This window comes from Streptomyces fragilis, assembly GCF_003112515.1.
Lineage (GTDB): Bacteria > Actinomycetota > Actinomycetes > Streptomycetales > Streptomycetaceae > Streptomyces > Streptomyces fragilis.
Map to the genome: position 1 here is coordinate 37,223 of NZ_BEVZ01000015.1, position 17,993 is coordinate 55,215.

At 72.1% G+C, this 17,993-nt stretch carries 17 protein-coding genes; 13 read left to right on the plus strand and 4 right to left on the minus strand.

Annotation, left to right across the window (positions count from 1 at the left end; genetic code table 11):
* Positions 1-127 precede the first annotated feature (127 nt).
* From Sfr03f_RS29985 to Sfr03f_RS30025, 9 genes are all read left to right on the plus strand, one after another.
* The gene (locus Sfr03f_RS29985; RefSeq protein WP_108957366.1) at positions 128-313 is read left to right on the plus strand and encodes a lysine biosynthesis protein LysW; all 186 of its coding nucleotides are present in this window, start codon (positions 128-130) and stop codon (positions 311-313) included.
* A gap of 1 nt (position 314) precedes the next feature.
* The gene (locus Sfr03f_RS29990) at positions 315-1,166 is read left to right on the plus strand and encodes an ATP-grasp domain-containing protein (RefSeq protein WP_108957367.1); all 852 of its coding nucleotides are present in this window, start codon (positions 315-317) and stop codon (positions 1,164-1,166) included.
* Positions 1,163-2,218, plus strand: coding sequence for an N-acetyl-gamma-glutamyl-phosphate reductase (argC, locus tag Sfr03f_RS29995; RefSeq protein ID WP_108957368.1), 1,056 nt, complete (start codon positions 1,163-1,165; stop codon positions 2,216-2,218). Before Sfr03f_RS29990 ends, argC begins: the two co-directional genes overlap by 4 nt.
* 26 nt (positions 2,219-2,244) lie before the next feature.
* On the plus strand, positions 2,245-3,045 hold the full coding sequence (locus Sfr03f_RS30000) for an amino acid kinase family protein (RefSeq protein WP_245967845.1): 801 nt from the start codon (positions 2,245-2,247) through the stop codon (positions 3,043-3,045).
* A 12-nt stretch (positions 3,046-3,057) separates the two neighbouring features.
* A complete protein-coding gene (locus Sfr03f_RS30005) occupies positions 3,058-3,621 on the plus strand; it encodes a type 1 glutamine amidotransferase (protein WP_108957370.1) in 564 nt (187 codons plus the stop codon).
* 52 nt (positions 3,622-3,673) lie between these two features.
* Positions 3,674-4,783: a Glu/Leu/Phe/Val dehydrogenase dimerization domain-containing protein gene (locus Sfr03f_RS30010; RefSeq protein ID WP_108957371.1), complete on the plus strand. Its 1,110-nt coding sequence runs from the start codon at positions 3,674-3,676 to the stop codon at positions 4,781-4,783.
* The gene (locus tag Sfr03f_RS30015) at positions 4,780-6,441 is read left to right on the plus strand and encodes an AMP-binding protein (RefSeq protein WP_308216753.1); all 1,662 of its coding nucleotides are present in this window, start codon (positions 4,780-4,782) and stop codon (positions 6,439-6,441) included. Before Sfr03f_RS30010 ends, Sfr03f_RS30015 begins: the two co-directional genes overlap by 4 nt.
* 211 nt (positions 6,442-6,652) lie before the next feature.
* A complete protein-coding gene (locus tag Sfr03f_RS30020; protein WP_245967846.1) occupies positions 6,653-7,942 on the plus strand; it encodes a pyridoxal phosphate-dependent aminotransferase in 1,290 nt (429 codons plus the stop codon).
* Between the two features lie 158 nt (positions 7,943-8,100).
* Positions 8,101-9,036 (plus strand): fumarylacetoacetate (FAA) hydrolase, encoded by a 936-nt coding sequence (locus Sfr03f_RS30025; RefSeq protein WP_174721682.1) that lies wholly within the window; start codon positions 8,101-8,103, stop codon positions 9,034-9,036.
* Here Sfr03f_RS30025 and Sfr03f_RS30030 read toward each other — a convergent pair.
* Positions 8,979-9,392 carry a MerR family transcriptional regulator gene (locus tag Sfr03f_RS30030; RefSeq protein WP_108957372.1) on the minus strand — a complete coding sequence of 138 codons (414 nt, stop codon included), beginning with the start codon at positions 9,390-9,392 and terminating at the stop codon, positions 8,979-8,981. The two genes, Sfr03f_RS30025 and Sfr03f_RS30030, sit on opposite strands and share 58 nt — an antisense overlap.
* Positions 9,393-9,456: 64 nt before the next feature.
* Here Sfr03f_RS30030 and Sfr03f_RS30035 point away from each other — a divergent pair, with 64 nt between their 5' ends.
* Entirely contained in the window at positions 9,457-10,668 is a 1,212-nt protein-coding gene (locus Sfr03f_RS30035) for an MFS transporter (protein ID WP_108957373.1), read from the plus strand.
* A gap of 687 nt (positions 10,669-11,355) precedes the next feature.
* On the opposite strand, the gene Sfr03f_RS30040 is transcribed toward Sfr03f_RS30035, so the two are convergent.
* Positions 11,356-12,024, minus strand: coding sequence for a response regulator transcription factor (locus Sfr03f_RS30040; protein ID WP_108957374.1), 669 nt, complete (start codon positions 12,022-12,024; stop codon positions 11,356-11,358).
* A gap of 160 nt (positions 12,025-12,184) precedes the next feature.
* Between Sfr03f_RS30040 and Sfr03f_RS30045 the strand changes: the two genes are divergently transcribed.
* A complete protein-coding gene (locus Sfr03f_RS30045; RefSeq protein WP_159105772.1) occupies positions 12,185-12,775 on the plus strand; it encodes a TetR family transcriptional regulator in 591 nt (196 codons plus the stop codon).
* On the opposite strand, the gene Sfr03f_RS30050 is transcribed toward Sfr03f_RS30045, so the two are convergent.
* Positions 12,772-13,542: an SDR family NAD(P)-dependent oxidoreductase gene (locus Sfr03f_RS30050; RefSeq protein WP_108957376.1), complete on the minus strand. Its 771-nt coding sequence runs from the start codon at positions 13,540-13,542 to the stop codon at positions 12,772-12,774. The genes Sfr03f_RS30045 and Sfr03f_RS30050 overlap by 4 nt on opposite strands.
* Positions 13,543-13,949: 407 nt before the next feature.
* Positions 13,950-14,609: a ScbR family autoregulator-binding transcription factor gene (locus tag Sfr03f_RS30055; protein ID WP_108957377.1), complete on the minus strand. Its 660-nt coding sequence runs from the start codon at positions 14,607-14,609 to the stop codon at positions 13,950-13,952.
* Between the two features lie 136 nt (positions 14,610-14,745).
* Here Sfr03f_RS30055 and Sfr03f_RS30060 point away from each other — a divergent pair, with 136 nt between their 5' ends.
* Positions 14,746-15,675, plus strand: a complete 930-nt coding sequence (locus Sfr03f_RS30060; protein ID WP_108957378.1) for a ScbA/BarX family gamma-butyrolactone biosynthesis protein — start codon at positions 14,746-14,748, stop codon at positions 15,673-15,675.
* A 1,408-nt stretch (positions 15,676-17,083) separates the two neighbouring features.
* The coding region (locus tag Sfr03f_RS30065) for a quinone oxidoreductase family protein (RefSeq protein WP_108957379.1) at positions 17,084-17,993 on the plus strand (910 nt) is incomplete at its 3' end.

Consider the following 17,993-nt stretch of genomic DNA (forward strand, 5'->3'; position numbering starts at 1 on the left):
CCCCGCGCCGCTGCCGCCGGCAGCCTCTTCCCCCCTCCCCCGCCCGTCCGCCGGCACCCCCCCCTCCCCTCCCCTCTCTCTCCCCCCTCTTTTTCTGTCCTGTTCGTGCGAATCGAGGAGCGATCTGATGTCCACCGCCACCATGACCGGCGTCTGCCCCGAGTGCGAGACCGACCTGACCGTGCCGCCGGTCGTCCAGGGCGAGACGTTCACGTGCCCGGAGTGCATGCTCACGCTGCGCGTCGAGGGCATCGAGGACGCGAGACTGCGTCTTTCGATGGTCGAGGTCCAGCTGCGCGACTGGGGTCAGTGAGATGGCCAAGTCCGTCGCCATCGTCGCGGACCGGATCGCCTGGGAGGAGCGGCAGCTGATCGAGGCCGCGCCGCGGTTCGGCCTGTCGATGGAGTGGGTCAACGACGAGTCGCTGTGCCTGGGCCGCTCGGATTCCTCCGTCCTGGACGGCTTCGACGCGCTGCTGCTGCGCAGCCGCAGTTACACCCGCGGCGGCCTGATCGCCACGCTGGCCGAGGAGGCCGGCGTCGCGGTGGTCAACTCGGCGGCTGCGATCAACGCCTGTGAGAACAAGGCGGTGCTGCGTACCGTGCTGCGCTCCGCGGGGGTGCCGGTGCCGGAGTTCCGGCTGGTGCTCTCCCGGTCGGACTTCGAGCGGGCGCTGGAGGAGTTCGCGCCGCCGCTGGTGCTGAAGCCCGTGTACGGCGGCATGGGCAAGCGGGTCACCCTGATCCGCGACCTCGATGTCGCGCAGTCGGTGTACGACTACGTCGAGGACCTGGGGCACGCCTTCGAGCAGGCCTGCCTGGTGGAGCCCTTCCTGGCCGGCGGCGCCTCGGTGCGCTGCCTGGTCGTGGGGGACGAGCTGGTGGGGGCCGCCGAGTTCACCAGCGGGGGCACCGACTGGCGCAACAACGCGGCGCTGGGCAACAGCAGCCGTGCCGTGGCCCGCGACCCCGACGTGGTGAAGATCGTCAACGGTGTGCTGGACGTCCTCGGTCCGGGGATCTACGGCGTCGACCTGTTCCGCACGGCCGACGGCTTCGTCGTCAACGAGGTCAACCACGCGCCCGGCTTCCGGGCGGTGGCCCAGGCGACCGGCACCGACGTCGCCGCCGCCGTCGGCGGATACCTTCAGGAGCTGCTCACATGATCCGCGCAGGAGTGGTCGGCGCCTCCGGGCTGGCCGGCGGCGACCTCATCAGACTGATCAGCCAGCATCCCGACTTCGAGCTGACCTTCCTGGGCGGCTCCTCGAACATCGGCCGGCGGCCGGCCGAGCTGCACCCGGGGCTGCGTTTCGACCTGGGCCTGAGCGTGCGGGCGGTCACCGAGGAGGTCGCCGACCTCGTCGACGTCCTGTTCCTGGCGACGCCGGCGCCCGTCTCCGCGGAGCTGGCGTCGCTGCTGGCCGACCGGGTGCCGGTGATCGTCGACCTCAGCGGCGCGTTCCGCATCCGCACCCCCGAACTCCACGACCGGTGGTACCCGAAGGTCAAGCGGCGCCCCGACCTGGTGGAGCGCTTCGTGTACGGCGTGCCGGAGCTGGTCGGCGAGCAGCTCGCGCAGGCGTCGCTGATCTCGCTGCCGGGCTGCTACGCCACGTCGATGACGCTGGCGCTGGCCCCGCTGACGCTGGGGCTGGGGCTGGAGCTGAGGACGGTGGTGGTGGACGGCAAGAGCGGATCCAGCGGTGGCGGGCTGTCGCTGCGGACCACGGATCTGCATCCGTTGCGCAACGGGGCGATCGCTCCGTACGCGCCGACGGGGCACCGGCACGCCGGGGAGGTGAGGGACTTCCTCGAGCGTGGCCGGCCGGGCTCGGTCGGGTCGCTGTCCATGTCGGCCTACGGCGTCTCGCACGTGCGCGGGCTGATGACGAGCAGTTACGTGTTCACCGACGAGCGGGTCGAGCAGCGTGAGCTGCAGCGGGCGTACACCCGCTTCTACAAGGGCAAGCCGTTCGTGCGGGTGAGGCGGCACAACGAGACGCTGATACCGGTGCCCGACCCGCAGGCGGTGCTGGGGTCCAACTTCTGCGACGTGACGGTGCTGCACGATCAGGAGGAGGGCCGCATCGTCGCCCTCGCGGCCCTGGACAACCTGGTCAAGGGCGCGGCGGGTCAGGCCGTGCAGGCCGCGAACCTGCGGTTCGGTCTGCCGGAGGAGACGGGCCTGGCGATGCAGCCGGTGATGCCGGCATGAGCGGGGCCGGGCGAGTGACACCGGGCGTGGCTGATGCGGCCGGTGGGGGCCCTGTCGTGGTCAAGCTGGGCGGCAGCTGCCTGGAGGATCTGGCCGAGCAGTGGTGGGACGACCTGGCCCGGCTCGGGCAGCGGCACATGCTGGTGCTGGTGCACGGCTGGTCCAAGCCGCTCAAGCGGCTGCGGCCCCGCTACAGCGAGCCTTCGGCGATCCTGCGTGACCGGTACGGCAACCAGAGCCGGTGGACGACGCCCGAGGTGATCGAGGACATCAAGACGGTCAGTGCCGCGATGGCCGAGGACGTGCTGGGCCGGCTGCGCTCGCGTGGGCTCACCGCGCAGCGGCTGCTGGGCAGTGACGGGCTGTTGCGGGCCGGGGCGGGCGAGCGCTGGTGGTGGCAGGGCAAGCAGCTGGTGGAGCTGGAGAACCTGGTGGGTCCGATCACCTCGGTCAGTGCCGGGGCGCTGGAGAACGGGCGGCCGGGCCATGCCTACCTGATCACGCCGCTGGCGCTGAACGAGGCGGGCCGGGAGGTCAACACCGACGCCGACCGTGCGGCCGCGGCCGTCGCCGCGGCGATCGGCGCCAGGGACCTGGTGCTGGTCACCGATGTCGCGCACCTGCTGATCGACGGCAGGCCCGTCTCGCGCATCGATGCCGGTGCCGCCGCGGCCTTCCGTGACAAGGGCGCCACCGGCGGCATGCGCAAGAAGCTGCGGGCCGCCGGTGAGGGCCTGGAGCGAGGAGTGGAGCGCGTGGTCATCGGCAGCGCACCGGTGTGCGACCTGCTGGCCGCCCGCACCGGCACCGTCATCACACGATCCTGAGGAGCACCGAACATGGCGCGATCACGCGTGCTGCTGGTCAACAACGGAACGCTGTCGCTCAATCAGCTGCGGCGTCGCTTCGAGGAGTTCGGCTCGGCCACCGATGTGGTCGACGTCGCCTCGGTGCCGGCGCGGCTGGACGGCCGCCACCAGGCGATCGTGCTGAGCGGCACAAAGGTCCGTGCCTATGACACGACGTTCTACCGGCCGCTGATCGATCTGATCATGACCTGCGACGTCCCGGTGTTCGGGATCTGCGGCGGCATGCAGATCATCGCGGTCTCCCAGGGCGCTTCGCTGGCCGAGGGCCCGCAGCGCGTCGGCGGGTACGACGTCGAGGTGGACAAGGACGAGGCGCTGTTCACCCACGTCAAGCCGACGGTGACGGTGTTCCACCGGCACACCCTCTACGTGCGGCAGGCCCCGCCGGGCTTTCGCAGCATCGGCCGCTCCGAGCACGCTCCCGTGGAGTTCCTGCGCTCGGACGACGGCCGGATCTTCGGCGCCCAGGCGCACCTGGAGTTCCGCGGCGACGGCCGGAACATCCTGCGGGGCTTCGCCGACCTGTACCGGTGACCGGAGCCTTCCGGTCCCTTTCGACCTCTCCCCACGGCTGAAGGACATGACAATGAGTGATCTGGACAAGCCGGCCTTCACGGTCCATCTGCACGGCAGCGGCGGCGACATCAAGGGATGGGTCGTCGTGGACTCCCTCCACGACGGTCTCGCCATGGGCGGCACCCGCATGACCCCCGGGGTCACCGAGGCGGAGGTCGCGGGCCTGGCGCGCGACATGACGCACAAGTTCACCCTGGCCGGGCTGCCGATCGGCGGTGCGAAGGCCGGCATCGTCGCCGACGGCGGCGACCGCGAGGAGACGTTCCGCACCTTCGGCCGGACGGTCAAGCCGCTGCTGCACGGCGGCATCCACCTGGGCATCGACATGGGTGTGACCCCCGCCGACCGTGCGGTGTTCTTCGAGCAGGCCGGCTACGATCCGCGTTTTCGGCTCGGCGCCCCGGACATGCCGATCGACTGGCGCACCTACTACGAGCCGCTGATCGACTGCACCGGTCACGGTGTGGGGGTGGCCGCGGTGACCGCGCTGGAGGCGTCCGGGCGGGCGCAGTCGGCGCGGGTGGTCGTGCAGGGCTTCGGCGCGGTGGGCCGGGCGGTGGCCCGGTTCCTCGAGGAGCGCGGGCACGTGGTCGTCGGGGTCGCCGACATCGACGGCACGATCAGCGCGCCGCGGCTGCCGGTGGAGGACCTGATCGCCATCACCGACGAGTTCGGGCGCATCGACCGCTCGCGGCTGCCGGCCGGGGTCACGCTGTCGGGCGGCGCCGACGCGTGGCTGGACGTCGACGCGGACCTGCTGATCCTCGCCGCGCAGAAGCACGCGCTGAACGCGGCCAACGCGCACCGGCTGCGCGCCCCTCTGGTCGTCGAGGGCGGCAACCTCAGCTCCAGCGGCGAGGCCAAGGAGAAGGTGCGGGCCTCCGGCGGCACGCTGGTGCCGGGAGTGATCGCCAACATCGGCGGCGCGGCGTCGGCGGCGCTGGCGGTCACCAGGGTGGTGCCGTTCGAGCTGGGCGCCGAGGCCCGCAAGGCGTGGGTGTTCGACTGGGTGGGCGAGCGGGTGCGGGTCAACACCCGTGCGCTGCTGGAGATCGCCCGCGCCTCGGCCGGTGACCCGCTGCCCGAACTGCTGGCGGTGCGGCGTGGGGAGCGCCGGTGACCGCCGTGACGACGGCCACCGTCTCGCGCGGCGGGGCCGAGGCAGCGGACCGGATGGCGGAGTACCGGCGGCGCGGCTGGTGGCGTGATGAGACGTTCCTGGACGACCTGCGCCGGCAGGCGCGGGAGCGGCCGCGGAAGCTGGCCGTGGCCGGGCGCCGGCTGGAGGAGGCCCGCACGGACACCCTGGACTACGCGGAGCTGTCCCGGCTGACCGACCGTTTCGCCGGGGCGCTGCTGGAGCTGGGTGTGCAGCGTGGTGACGTGGTGGCGGTGCAGCTGCCCAACCGGTGGGAGATGGTGCCGCTGCTGTTCGCCTGCATGGCGGTGGGCGCGGTGATCTGCCCGATCGCGCCGGCGTGCCAGGAGGAGGAGCTGCGGCACCGGCTGACGCTCACCGAGGCCCGTGTGTGCATCACGGTCGCCGAGTGGGAGGGCTGCGCGCTGGCGCAGTGCGTTCAGGAGCTGGGCCGTGAGCTGCCGCTGGAGCATGTGGTGGTGGTGGGCGGGAGCGGGCCCGAGGGCACGGTCGACTTCCACGACCACTTCGTGCAGGTGCACTGGGAGCAGCGGCGTGCCGCTGATCTGGAGGGGCGTCAGCTGCGGCCGGACGAGCCGTTCGTGGTGCTGTTCACCTCGGGGACGACCGGTTACTCCAAGGGTGTGGTGCACAGTCAGAACACGGTGCACTCCGGGGTGCGCGGGTACGTCGACACCTTCTTGCTGCGCGACGACCTGGTGGCGGCGGTCACCACGCCGCTGGTGCACTACTCGGGCCTGGGCCAGGGGGTGCTCGCCGGGGTGATGCTGGGCGGGACGATCGCCTTCCAGGACGGCCCGGACCATGCGGGTCTGCTGGATCTGGTGGAGCGCTACGGTGTGACGCTGCTGTACGGTCCGCCGCCGACGCTGTCGGGGGTGGCGCGGGCGCAGCAGGTGGATCCGCACGACGTGTCGAGTCTGCGGCACACGGTCACCGGTGCGGCGCCGGTGCTGCAGCAGCTGGTGGACGAGTTGCGGGAGACGTTCGGTGCCCGCACGTACTCGGTGTGGGGCATGTCGGAGTTCGGTCCGGTGACCATCAGCCGGCTGGACTACAACCAGGACTGGGCGGCGCACAGTCACGGCCGGCCGATCGATTCGATGGAGATACGCATCGATCAGTGCCATGACCCGTCGAAGCGGGCGGCGGTGGGCCGGCTGCGGGCGCGTGGCGCGTCGCAGGCGCTGGGCTACTTCCGGCAGCAGGAGTCCTTCGACGCGGAGATGACGTCCGACGGCTGGTTCGACACCGGGGACGTGGCGCGGGAGGACGGGCGTGGCGGTATCCGGATCCTGGGGCGTGCCCGGGACACGATCCTGCGGGACGGGATCGTGGTGCCGATGGCGGAGCTGGAGGCGATCATCTCCCAGCATCCGGCGGTGACGGAGGCGGCTCTGGTGGGTCCCAGCGGTCAGGTCGACGACCCGATCGTGGCGGTCGCGGTGCCGCGTGGCGGTGCTCGTCCCACGCTGGGGGAGATCCGGGAGCATCTGCGGCGGCACGGGCAGGACCCGCGGTTCTACCCGGAGCGGCTGGAGGTGGTGGACGCGCTGCCCAAGACGCTGACGGGCAAGGTCCGCAAGATCGAGTTGCGGGCACTGTACGCGGGAGGGTGAGACCCCCCCTTTTCCGGTTGATGACCACCGGGGGGTGAGCCCCCGTCACCCCCCGGTTCCCCCTCTCGCTTTCCCTCGTCGCTCCTCGTGCCCCTGCCGTCCCCTCCCCTCTCCCCATCGCTTCCCCTCCCCCCTCCCCCCGTGTCGTCCGTCCCCCGTTTTGTTCGGTTTCCGCCCCGTGTGGGGTGGTGTTGCGCAGGAGGCGTGAACCATGACCTCGTCCGTGCCGGTGACCATGTCGGCGACCCTGGCGGCCGACCAGGAGCTCGAGCGCCGGCGGCGTGCGGGTGAGCGGGTGCTGTTCTTGGCCAGCGGGGAGATCGGGCTTCCGGTGCTTCCCCAGCTGCGGGAGCGGCTGTCCGCGGCGGCGGGCCGCAACGCCTACGGGCCGGTGAGCGGTGATGAGGAGCTGCGTGCGGCGGCGGCCGGGTACTGGGGCCGTCGCGGGCTTCGCACGGATGCGGCGGACGTGGTGTGCGGGCCGGGCAGCAAGCCGCTGCTGTTCGCGCTGCTGCTGGCGGTCGGTGGCGGGGACGTGGTGGTTCCGGTGCCGAGCTGGGTGAGCTACGGCGCTCAGGCGCGGCTGGCCGGTTGCCGGCCGCTGCCGGTGGCCACGCGGCCGGGTGAGGGCGGGGTGCCCGATCCGGACGTGCTGCGTGAGGCGGTGGTGGCGGCCCGGGCCGCCGGCCGTGATCCGCGGTGCGTGGTGGTGACGGTGCCGGACAATCCGACCGGCACGGTGGCCTCCGGCGAGACGGTGCGCCGGCTGGCGGCCGTGGCGGCGGAGCTGGACCTGGTGATCATCTCCGACGAGATCTACGGCGATCTCGTCTTCGACACCCGGCGCCCGGCGCTCTCCCCTGCGCTCTTCGCCCCCGAGCGGACGGTGGTGACCACCGGGCTGACGAAGAATCTGGCGCTGGGAGGCTGGCGGATGGGGGTGGCCCGGCTGCCGTCGGGCCCGCTGGGCGGCGCCCTGCGCGAGCGCCTGGTCGGCGTCGCCAGCCAGGTCTGGTCGAGCACGGCCGCACCGGTGCAGGCGGTGGCGGCGTACGCCTTCGCCGAGCCGCCGGAGGTGCGGGCTCATGTGGCGGCCTGCCGGCGCCTGCACGAACGGGTGGTCCGCGAGGTGGCGGGCCTGCTCACGGACGCGGGCGCCCGGCTGGCCCCGGTACAAGCCACGTGCTACCTGTATCCCGATTTCGAGCCCCTGCGCGAAAGCCTGCGCCGGGTCCACGGGGTCCGGGGCGCAGGCGAGCTCGCCGCACTGCTCGGCAGCCGGTGGGGGGTCGGGGTGCTGGCGGGCACTGCCTTCGGCGAGCCGGGCCACTCGCTGCGGCTGCGGCTGGCGACCAGCCGGCTCTACGGCGACACCGACGCCGAGCGGTGGGCGGCGCTCTCGGCGCCCGACCCGCTGGCGCTGCCCTGGATCGAGGCGTCCCTGCAGCGGATCGGGCACGTCCTCGCGGAGCTGACCGGCACTGCCGGGAGACGGCCCTGACCGAGCCCCCTCCCCCCTCCCCTCTCCCCTCTCCCCTCTCCCTTCCCCTCTCTCCCCTCTCTCCCCTTCCCGGGGCGGGTGGGTTCTTCCACTGCGTCGCGTGCGGCACACGGCCGGGCGCGGCCCGTCACTTCGACGACCTTGAGGAGGTCATTGACATGCCTGTGCTCTTCGAATGCGAGTACCGCGGGCAGCGTTACGCGGGTGTGAGGCTTCCGGTGCCCACCGAGCCGCTCACCCTGTACCCCGTGTCCGACGGACAGCTGCGGCAGGCCGTGCTCGCCGGCGGTGGCGCCGACGCCCTGCTGGAGTCGGTGACCGCCGGCGGTGAGCCGGTCACCGTCGCCTACGGGGACCCGCAGGTGCGCTACCTGCCGCCGCTGCTGCCCACGACCTCCGGGAACTCCCTGATCACCGGGTTCATGGGGACGCACCGCTCGAAGTTCCCCCGCCCGCCGGCGCCGGACGAGGAGTTCACCGCCCCGAACTGGCTGATCAAGGGGTTCGGCGCGTGGCTGGAGACCAACGGCGGGCCGCTGACGGTTCCGGCGTCGGCGAGCGCGCTGCTGGAGGAGCCCGAGGTCGGACTCGTCTTCGTCAACGACGAGGAGGGCACACCGCACTACGCGGGCTACACCTTCGCCAACGACCTCAACGACATCGGGCTGCACCTGCAGAACCCCTGGGGCTGGACCCCCTACGCCAAGCTGTGCGACACCTCGATGACGCCGTGGCTGTTCCTGGACGAGCCGCCGCGCAGCGTGAGCGGGCAGATCGTCATCGAGCGGGCGGGCGCCGTCGCGTGGAAGGGTGACTTCACGTGCGGTGCGGACGCGCTCTTCCAGCGGGTGCCGGACATGGTGGACAACCTGTTCTCCTACCCCGGCATGCGCCGCCCTCAGCTGGTGAACTACCTGCTGCTGGGCTCGGACAAGGCCAGCTACCACGCCGGGTTCCGCATCGCCGACGGCGACCGGATCACCCTCGACATGGCGAGCCACGGCGTGGTGCTGTCCAACGAGGTCACCTACGCCGCTCAGGCGGGCACGGCCGCCTCGGCGGGGTTCACCGCCTGGGGCCGGGCCGCGTCCTGAGCCTCGCGGACCGCGTCGAGGTAGCCGGCGATGGCGTCACGGTTGCGTTCCAGGCAGCGGATGCGCTCGGTCATCCGGTCGCGTTCGCGCTCGAGGGTCGCGATGGTCTCCTCGGTGGCTCCCGAGATGCGGATGGCACGCGGGGTGTCCATGCACGGCAGGACCTGCTTGATGATCCGGGTGGGCAGCCCGGCGTCGAGCAGGCCGCGGACCTGGAGCACCCGGTCGACGCAGGACTCGGCGTAGTCCCGGTAGCCGTTGGCGGACCGCCTGGAGGTCAGCAGTCCCTGCTGCTCGTAGTAGCGCAGCAGCCGGCGTGACGTGCCGGTACGGTCCGACAACTCCCCGATCAGCATGTGACCCACACCACCTTCCATCCACTTGACCTTCACATCAATGTAAGGGTTTGAGCATACAGCCATGACTACTTCCCAGGCTGAATCACCAGCATCCGCGTCCCCCGACGAGAGCAGGAACCGGCGGCTGCCCTGGTCCCCTCTCCTGGCACTGTGCACGGCGGCGTTCATGGGCATCCTCACCGAGGCCCTGCCCGCCGGCGTCCTGCCCGAGATGGCCCGGGACCTGTCCGTCAGCGAGTCGGCGGCGGGCCAGTCGCTGACCATCTACGCGCTGGCGACCGGTGTCGCGGCGATCCCCCTGTCGGTGACGACGGCGGCGTGGCGGCGCAAGCGGCTGCTGCTGCTGGCGGTGGTGACCTTCGCCGTCGCCAACATCGTCACCGCCGTCTCCGCCAGCTACCCGCTGACGATGGCCTTCCGGCTGCTGGCCGGTGTGGCGGCGGCCGCCGTGTGGGCCGAACTGGTCGGCTACGCGCGCCGGCTGGCGCCGCCCCACCTGCAGGGGCGGGCCATCGCGATCACCATGGCGGGCATCCCGCTGGCCCTGTCGCTGGGCATCCCGGTGGGCACCTTCCTCGGCGGCCTCTTCGGCTGGCGGCTCACCTTCGGCCTGGTCGCGCTGATCTCCGTCCTGCTCCTGGCCTGGATCGGCGTGTCGGTTCCCGACGCCCCCGGGCAGAAGGCCGGACAGCGCGAGCCGATCCTGGCGGCCCTGAAGCTGCCCGGCGTGGTGGCGGTGCTGTTCGTGGTCGCCGCCTACGTGCTGGCCCACAACGTCCTGTACACGTACATCGCCACGTTCCTCGACGAGTACGAGATGGGCGCCCGGCGCGACCTCGTCCTGCTGGTGTTCGGCATCGCGTCCATGGTGAGCATCTTCGTCACCGGCGCGGTCGTCGACCGTAAGCTGCGGCAGCTGACGGTGGGCTCCACCGTCTTGTTCATCGTCGCCTCGGTGATGCTGGCCCTGCTCGCGGAGAGCGACGCGGTGGTGTACACCGCGATGGTCCTGTGGGGTCTGGGCTGGGGCGGCGTGGCCACCTTGCTGCAGACGGCCGTCACGGACGCCGGCGGCGACCGCGGCCAGGCGCTGCTCGTGACCACCTGGAACTCCTTCATGGCCGGCGGCGGCGCGGTGGGCGGCCTGCTCCTCGACGGGATGGGCCCCCGCTCCTTCCCCTGGAGCGTGCTGCTGCTCCTGGCGCCGGTGCTCGTGGTCGTCGTCGCCGCCCGCCGGCACGGCTTCCCCGCGAAGCGGCCGGGCACCGACTGAGACGCCTGCCCGGGCCCCGGCCCCGGCCCCGGCCCCGGCCCCGGCCCCGGCCCCGGGCCCGGGGGCGGGGGCGGGGGCGGGGCGGGGGCGGGGTCACGGCCTGCCGGCGGCCGGGCGTCCGGCGGACGCCCGACGCCCGCAGGCCCCCCCGTCCTCGGCCCCCGGTCCCCGGCCCTCCCCCGCAGCCGGCGGCCCGCAGCTCCCCCGAAGCTCTCGGCCCGCAACTGCCGGCCCGCGGTCCCGCAGTTCTCGGTCCGCGGCGCTCGAGGGCCCGGGGCGCGGAGGGCCGAAGACCCGAAGACCCGGAAGGCCGGAGGTCTGGATATTCGGAGGCCTGAGGGCCTGGAGACCCGGAAGCCTTCGGGCCTGGGCGTCCGAAACCCCAGGGGTCCGGATGCCTGAGGGCCCGGAGGTCTGGAAGCCCAGGAACCCGGAGGTGTGGAGACCTGGGAACCCGGAAGCCTGGAGACCCGGAGGGCTGAGGGCCCGGAGGCCCGACGTCCTGGAAGCCTGAAGGGCGTGCGAGCTCGGAGGGCGTGGAGGCCTGGGCCTGAGCGCCTGGGCCCCTGGAGGCCCGCAGGCCTGGGGCCTTGAGGGCTTGAGGGCTTGAGGGCTTGAGGGCTTGGGGGCTTGGGGGCCTCAGGCCTGGAGGTGTGGAGGGTGGCAGGGGGTCGGGGTGGGGAGGGGTCATCCTCGGCCCATGCGGTAGCCCACTCCGCGCATGGTGATGATCCAGGAACTCGCTCCCAGCTTGACGCGCAGGCTGCGGACGTGGGTGTCGATGGTGCGGCTGGAGTCGGTCCAGCTGGTGTCCCAGACGCTGGCCATCAGCTCCTTGCGGGTGACGACGGCGTCGGGGCGGGCGGCCAGCATGTGCAGCAGGTCGAACTCCTTGCCCGTCAGAGCGACCGGCTCGCCCCTCAGGCGCACCTCGCGGGTGACCACATCGATGCGCAGGGGGTCCAGCACGATGACGCGGGGCGGCGCCGGGCGCCGGGCACTGCGGCGCAGCACCGCTTCGATGCGTGCGGCCATCTCACGCGAGCCGCAGGTGACGTCCACGCAGTCGTCGGCGCCGGCCTTCAGGGCGAGCACCCGGTCCATCTCCGCCTGTCTGGAGGAGACGGAGATGATCGGCTTGTTGTCCGACCTGCGGATGGACCGGCACACCTCGATCCCGTCGATGTCCGGCAGGTCGAGGTCCAGCAGGACCAGGTCGGAGTCCTGATGTGCTTTCAGGGCCTCGGTCCCGGTCTCCACGCGGCTGACCGCGTAGCCCTGTCTGCGCAGGGCGTGCATCCTCGCCTCCGCCTCGGTGGCGTCGTCCTCGACAACCAGCACGCGGATCACCGTCATCGTCACCGCTCCCCCTCCAGCGCCTTGTCGGTGCGGGTGCGCGCACCTGCACCGCACCCGCGCAAATAATAGTGCTCTTTTTTTTTGAAGTGCCAGTGCGTGGCGTCTACTGTGACCAGACAGCCTGTCCCGGCTGTGACGGAAACGAAGGATCATGGGGATGCAGGACAGAGCTGCCCGGACCCGACGGCTTGTGCTGAGGGCTGCCGCCCGTGAGTTCGACAGCAACGGATACGCGGGATCGTCGCTGTCACGGATCACCAGGGCCGCCGGCACCTCCGTGGGAGCCCTCACCTTCCACTTCCCCAACAAGGAGGAGCTGGCGGGAGCGGTCCGCGCGGAGGGGTACCTCACCACCCGCGCGACCGTGCGCACGGTGACGGCACGCCAGGAACCCGCGCTGCGAGCGGTGGCGTCGCTGAGCGTGGCGCTGACCACGCTGCTGGAGGAGGACGTGACGGTGCGGGCGGCCGCCCGGCTCAGCCGCGAGGACGCCGGCGGCACCCCGCAGTGGATGTCGGCGTGGTGGCCCGCCGTCGAGGAGCGGCTGCGCTCCCCCGGCGTGGCCCGCACGTCGGCCGAGGCCCGCGCGCTGGCGTCACTGTCGCGTCTGCTGGTGCTCGGGGCGGAGAACGACATACGCCGGCGCGCGGCGTGCCCGGGCACACCCGACGGGCGCCCCGCGCAGCGCGTGGCCCACATCTGGGAACTCGTGCTGCGCGGCCTGACAACCCCGCCGGAGGTGGACTAGACGGCGCTGACGCCGCCGTCCACCGGGACCGCTCCCCCGGTGACGAACGAGGCCTGGTCGCTGAGCAGCCAGGCCGCCGCCCGTGCCACCTCCACCGGCTCGGCGAGGCGGTGCTGGATGGCACGGGCGACCGCGGCCTGCTCGAATCCCGGGATGCTGCGCAGGGCCGGCTCCATCAGCTCGGTGCGGGTCGCCCCGACGACCAGGGCGTTGACCCTGATGCCGTGCGCGCCGTACTCGGCGGCCGCCGCCCGGGTCAGGCCCAGCACCGCGTGCTTGGCCGCCACGTAGGGGGCCATGGCCCCGGTGGCCAGATGCCCGGCCGTGCTGGAGGTGTTGACCACCGCGCCACCGCCGTTGCGGGCCATGACCGGCAGCTGGTGCTTGAGGCAGTGCCACACACCGCGCACGTTGACGTCCATCACACGGTCGAACACCGCGTCGTCCATCTCGTGCAGCAGCGGCCCCACCGCCCCCCAGCCCGCGTTGTTGAACGCGCCGTCCAGCCCTCCGAAAACGGCGACACCGTGCGCGACGGCGTCCTGGACCTGCCGGCCGTCGGTCACATCCGCGGGCACCGCACAGGCCCGCCCGCCCGATGCCCCGATCCGCCCGGCGAGCCGCTCCAGCCGGTCCCCGCGGCGGGCCACCAGCACCACCGCCGCACCCTCGGCCGCGAACAGCTCCGCGGCAGCGGCGCCGATCCCGCTGGACGCCCCGGTGACCATGACGGTCCTGCCCTCCAGCAGACCCCTGCTCCCACCCATCAGCCTTCCCTTCGTCAGCCGACTCCACCACCGCACTCCCCGCGCAACCACGCCGCACGCTTGCCGCAGCACCACCCGCGCTGTCCACGCACTCGCGGCAGCTTCGACCCGGGATGCCACACCCGGACAGCACCGCCCGGGTGAGGCACCCGCACAGCTACGCCGCACGCTTGCCGCTCGTCTTCCGCACGCCGCGAGGCTTCGGCCCGGAAGCCTTGCCCGGACGGCACTGTTCGGGTGAGGCTCCCGCACAGCTACGCCGCACGCTTGCCGCGCGTCTTCCGCACGCCGCGACGCTTCGGCCCGGGAGCCACACCCGGACGGCACTGTTCGGGTGAGGCTCCCGTGCGGCTGCGGTGTGGGCTTTCGCGTTGGTGACAGCTTGGGCCGCGGTCCTTGTCCGGGCGTCAGTGCTCGGTGGAGCCCGCCGTCGCGGTGTCCGTGGCGACCGCCCGCGCACGCCCCATCTCGATGCGGTCGACGGCGCTGGGAACCGCGAAGGACGGAAGGAGGCAGGCCCAGATGTCCTCCACCCTCTCCGGCAGGTCGACATGGCCCGTCTCGACACCGGAGTGCATCTGCGCGCCCGTGCAGGCGTTGACGATCAGCCTCGACAGCGAACGGACGTTGACCCCCGCCCGCAGCTCCCGCATGGACTGCGCGGCCCGCAGGTCCTGCTCGATCAGCGCGCTCCACTGCCGGTGGGAGTTCTCCCCGGACGAGGTGAACGACTCCTGCTCCCACACCAGCCGGGCCCCCGCCCGCAAAACCGGGCTCTCCAGCAGCTGGTAGGCCCACGTCAACGTCACGTCCACGGCGTGCTGCAGGCCCCGCGACGGCAGCGGCGGCACCACAAGCTCGGGCTGCGCGAGCACGATGTACCTCGCCAGTTCGTCCTTGCTGCGGAAGTGGAAGTAGATCGCCCCCAGCGTCACCCCCGCACGATCAGCGATCTTCGCCACGCTCGTACCGGAGAAACCGTGCTCCGCGAACACCTCGGCCGCCGCCTGTATCACCGCCGCCCGTGTCCGCTCCGCCCGCTCCTGCTTCACCGGCCGACCCGCCATACCCGCACTCCCGTCTCACTTTTTCCTCAAGAAGCCTTCACCAAAGAAAAATGTTCTTTATTTTATGCGAGGCCCGTGCGAAGCACAGTACGCGAGGCCCCAGCCAGTCATGCCCACCCCCGGGAGGAATCTCGTCATGACACACAGCATCACAGGCACCACCACCGCGCCCGTGACCAGCGCCTTGGCTCCCCTCGTACGCAAGACCCGCCCGCACGAAACCCTCGTCACCGCATGGACGATGCTCACCGAGACCACACAGCAGGTCACCGTCCGCTGGCCCCACGACCACGGCTTCTACACAGAAGACGGCCGCTACAGCCCCCTGCTGCTCACCGAAGGCCTCAGACAGTCCCTGGCCCTGCTCACCCACCAGGTGCACGGCATACCGCTCGGACACCGCCTCGGCTGGGAACGGATGCGCCTGACCATCGACCCCGCCGCCCTGACCCCCCGCAGCACCCCCGCAGCCGACACGCTCACCCTGCTGGTCACCCACTCGCGCACCACACGCCGGCGCATGGGCTCGGTCCACCTCACCTCCCACATCCAGGCCCTGCGCCTGGGCACCCCCATCGCCGACGCCGACGTCCACTACACCACCCACCCGCCCGCCCTCTACGACCGGCTGCGCGGCCCCTACGCCGACGCCAACCGAGCCACCCTGCGCGCCCTGCCCCCCACCGCCCCCATCGCCCCCCACCAGGTCGGCCGCCACAACCCCCACAACGTGGTCCTCTCCCCCACCCCCTCCCCCACCACCTGGCAACTGCGCGTGGACCCCAGCCACCGCATCCTCTTCGACCACCCCCACGACCACGTCCCCGGCATGCTGCTCCTCGAAGCCGCAGCCCAGGCCGCCAAAGCCACCCTCCCCCACCCCGTCGACACGACAGGCATCGACACCCGGTTCATCCGCTACGTCGAACTCGACCGCCCCTGCCTGCTGACCGCCGAACCCAGCCCCCCCGACACCACCGGACACCAAAACATCCACATCCACGCCACCCAGAACAACAACCCCGTCTTCACCACCACCATCACCACCACCCCCCACCCCCACTAACCCCCACCCACCCCCACACGGGCCGGGAGACACCCCCACCCCCCCACACCCCCCGGCCCGCCACACACCCACACCAACCCCACCACCACACAGCACCACACACACGCCCGCACCACCCGCAACACCCGCACCACGGGCCACGAACCACAAGCCACGAGCCACGAGCCACCGCAGCGTTCGCCGCACCACGGCAACGGCCGCACCACGGGTCACCGCAACGCCCGCACCACGCGCCCGACCGCACCACCGCAACGCCCGCACCATGCACGCGCGACCACACCACCGCAACGGCCGCGCCACCTGCACCAGGCACACCACCCGCACCACCACAAAGCCTGTATCACCGCACCGCCCGCACCAACGCAAGGACAGCACGCGCACCACCCGCACCACGGGCCACGAGCCACCGCAACGTTCGCCGCACCACGGCAACGGCCGCACCACGGGTCACCGCAACGCCCGCACCACCGCAACGCCCGCGTCACCGCTGCGGCCGCGTCACGAATCCGGCCGCAGCAGCCACGGCACGACCACGCACCACCGCAACACCCGCACCACTGCAACGCCGCGGCAGCCGCCTCACCGGCCCGGCCGCAGCAGCCGCCGCGGTGGGCTCGGCGGCCGGCCGGGGGTCTTCCCGGCGGGCCACCGAGACCACCGGAGCGGGACCACAACACCAGCGCCATCCGCAACGCCCGCACCACCGCACAGGAGCGATGCCCGCACCACTGCAACGCCCGCGTCACCGCTGCGGCCGCGTCACGAACCCGGCCGCAGCGGCCGCCGCACCACCGCAAAGCCCGCACGACCACGCACCACCGCAACACCCGCACCACTGCAACACCGCGGCAGCCGCCTCACCGGCCCGGCCGCAGCAGCCGCCACCACGATGAGCTCGGCGGCCGGCCGGGGGTCTTCCCGGCGGGCCACCGAGACCACCGGAGCGGGACCACAACACCAGCGCCATCCGCAACGCCCGCACCACCGCACAGGAGCGACGCCCGCACCACTGCAACGCCCGCGTCACCGCTGCGGCCGCGTCACGAACCCGGCCGCAACAGCCACGGCACGACCACGCACCACCGCACGACCACGCACCACCGCAACGCCCGCACCACTGCAACACCGCGGCGGCCGCCTCACCGGCCCGGCCGCAGCAGCCGCCGCCACGATGAGCTCGGCGGCCGGCCGGGGGTCTTCCCGGCGGGCTCCGAGACCGCCGGAGCGGGACCACAACGCCCGCACCACCGCAACGCCCGCGTCACCGCAACGCCTGTTTCACCGCAACGCCTGCGTCACCGCAACGCCCGCGGCGGCCGCGCCACAGGCCCGACCGCCGCGACCGCTGCGCACCCCCCTGATCCACGCCACCACCGGACACTCCCACCGACAGAAAGCGTGCCCCGACATGCTCGCCATACAGTTCGACCGCTTCGGCGGACCCGAAGTCCTCACCCCCGTCGACATCCCCGCCCCCGTCCCAGGACCCGGCGAAGTCCTCATCACCGTCGAAGCAGCCGGCGTCAACCTCGCCGACACCTTCCAAACCGACGGCACCTACCTCGACGCCGCCCAACTCCCCCACATCCCCGGCACCGAAGTCGTCGGCCGCACCCCAGACGGCCAACGCGTCCTGGCCAAAGTCACCCACGGATACGCCGAACAAGTCGTCTGCCCACACACCGCCATCACCCCCATCCCCGAACAACTCCCCGCACCCCAAGCACTCGCCCTCCTCACCCAAGGCCTCACCGCCTGGCACCTGCTACGCACCGCCGCCCGCATCCGCCCCGGCGAAACCGTCGTCGTCCACTCCGCCGCAGGCGGCGTCGGAAACCTCGCCGTCCAACTCGCCAAACACTTCGGCGCAGGCCACGTCCTCGCCCAAGCCTCCACCCCCGCCAAAGAACACCTCGCCCTCCAACTCGGCGCCGACGACATCGCCCGCTACCCCCTCACCCAACCAGCCGACATCATCCTCGACGCCGCCGGCGGCACCCTCTTCGACCACGCACTCCAATCCCTCAACAACTTCGGCCGCCTCATCACCTACGGCAACGCCTCCCGCACCCCCCACACCCCCATCGACCCCACCCACCTCACCCGACTCAACGCCGCCGTCATCGGCTTCTGGCTACGCCCCACCCTCACCCAACCCCACCACTACACCCACCCCCTCCAACAACTCCTCCACCTCACCCACCACCACCAACTCCACCCCCACACCACCACCCAATACCCCCTCACCCACGCCCACCACGCCCACACCCACCTCCGCCAACGCCTCACCACCGGCAAAATCACCCTCCACCCCCACT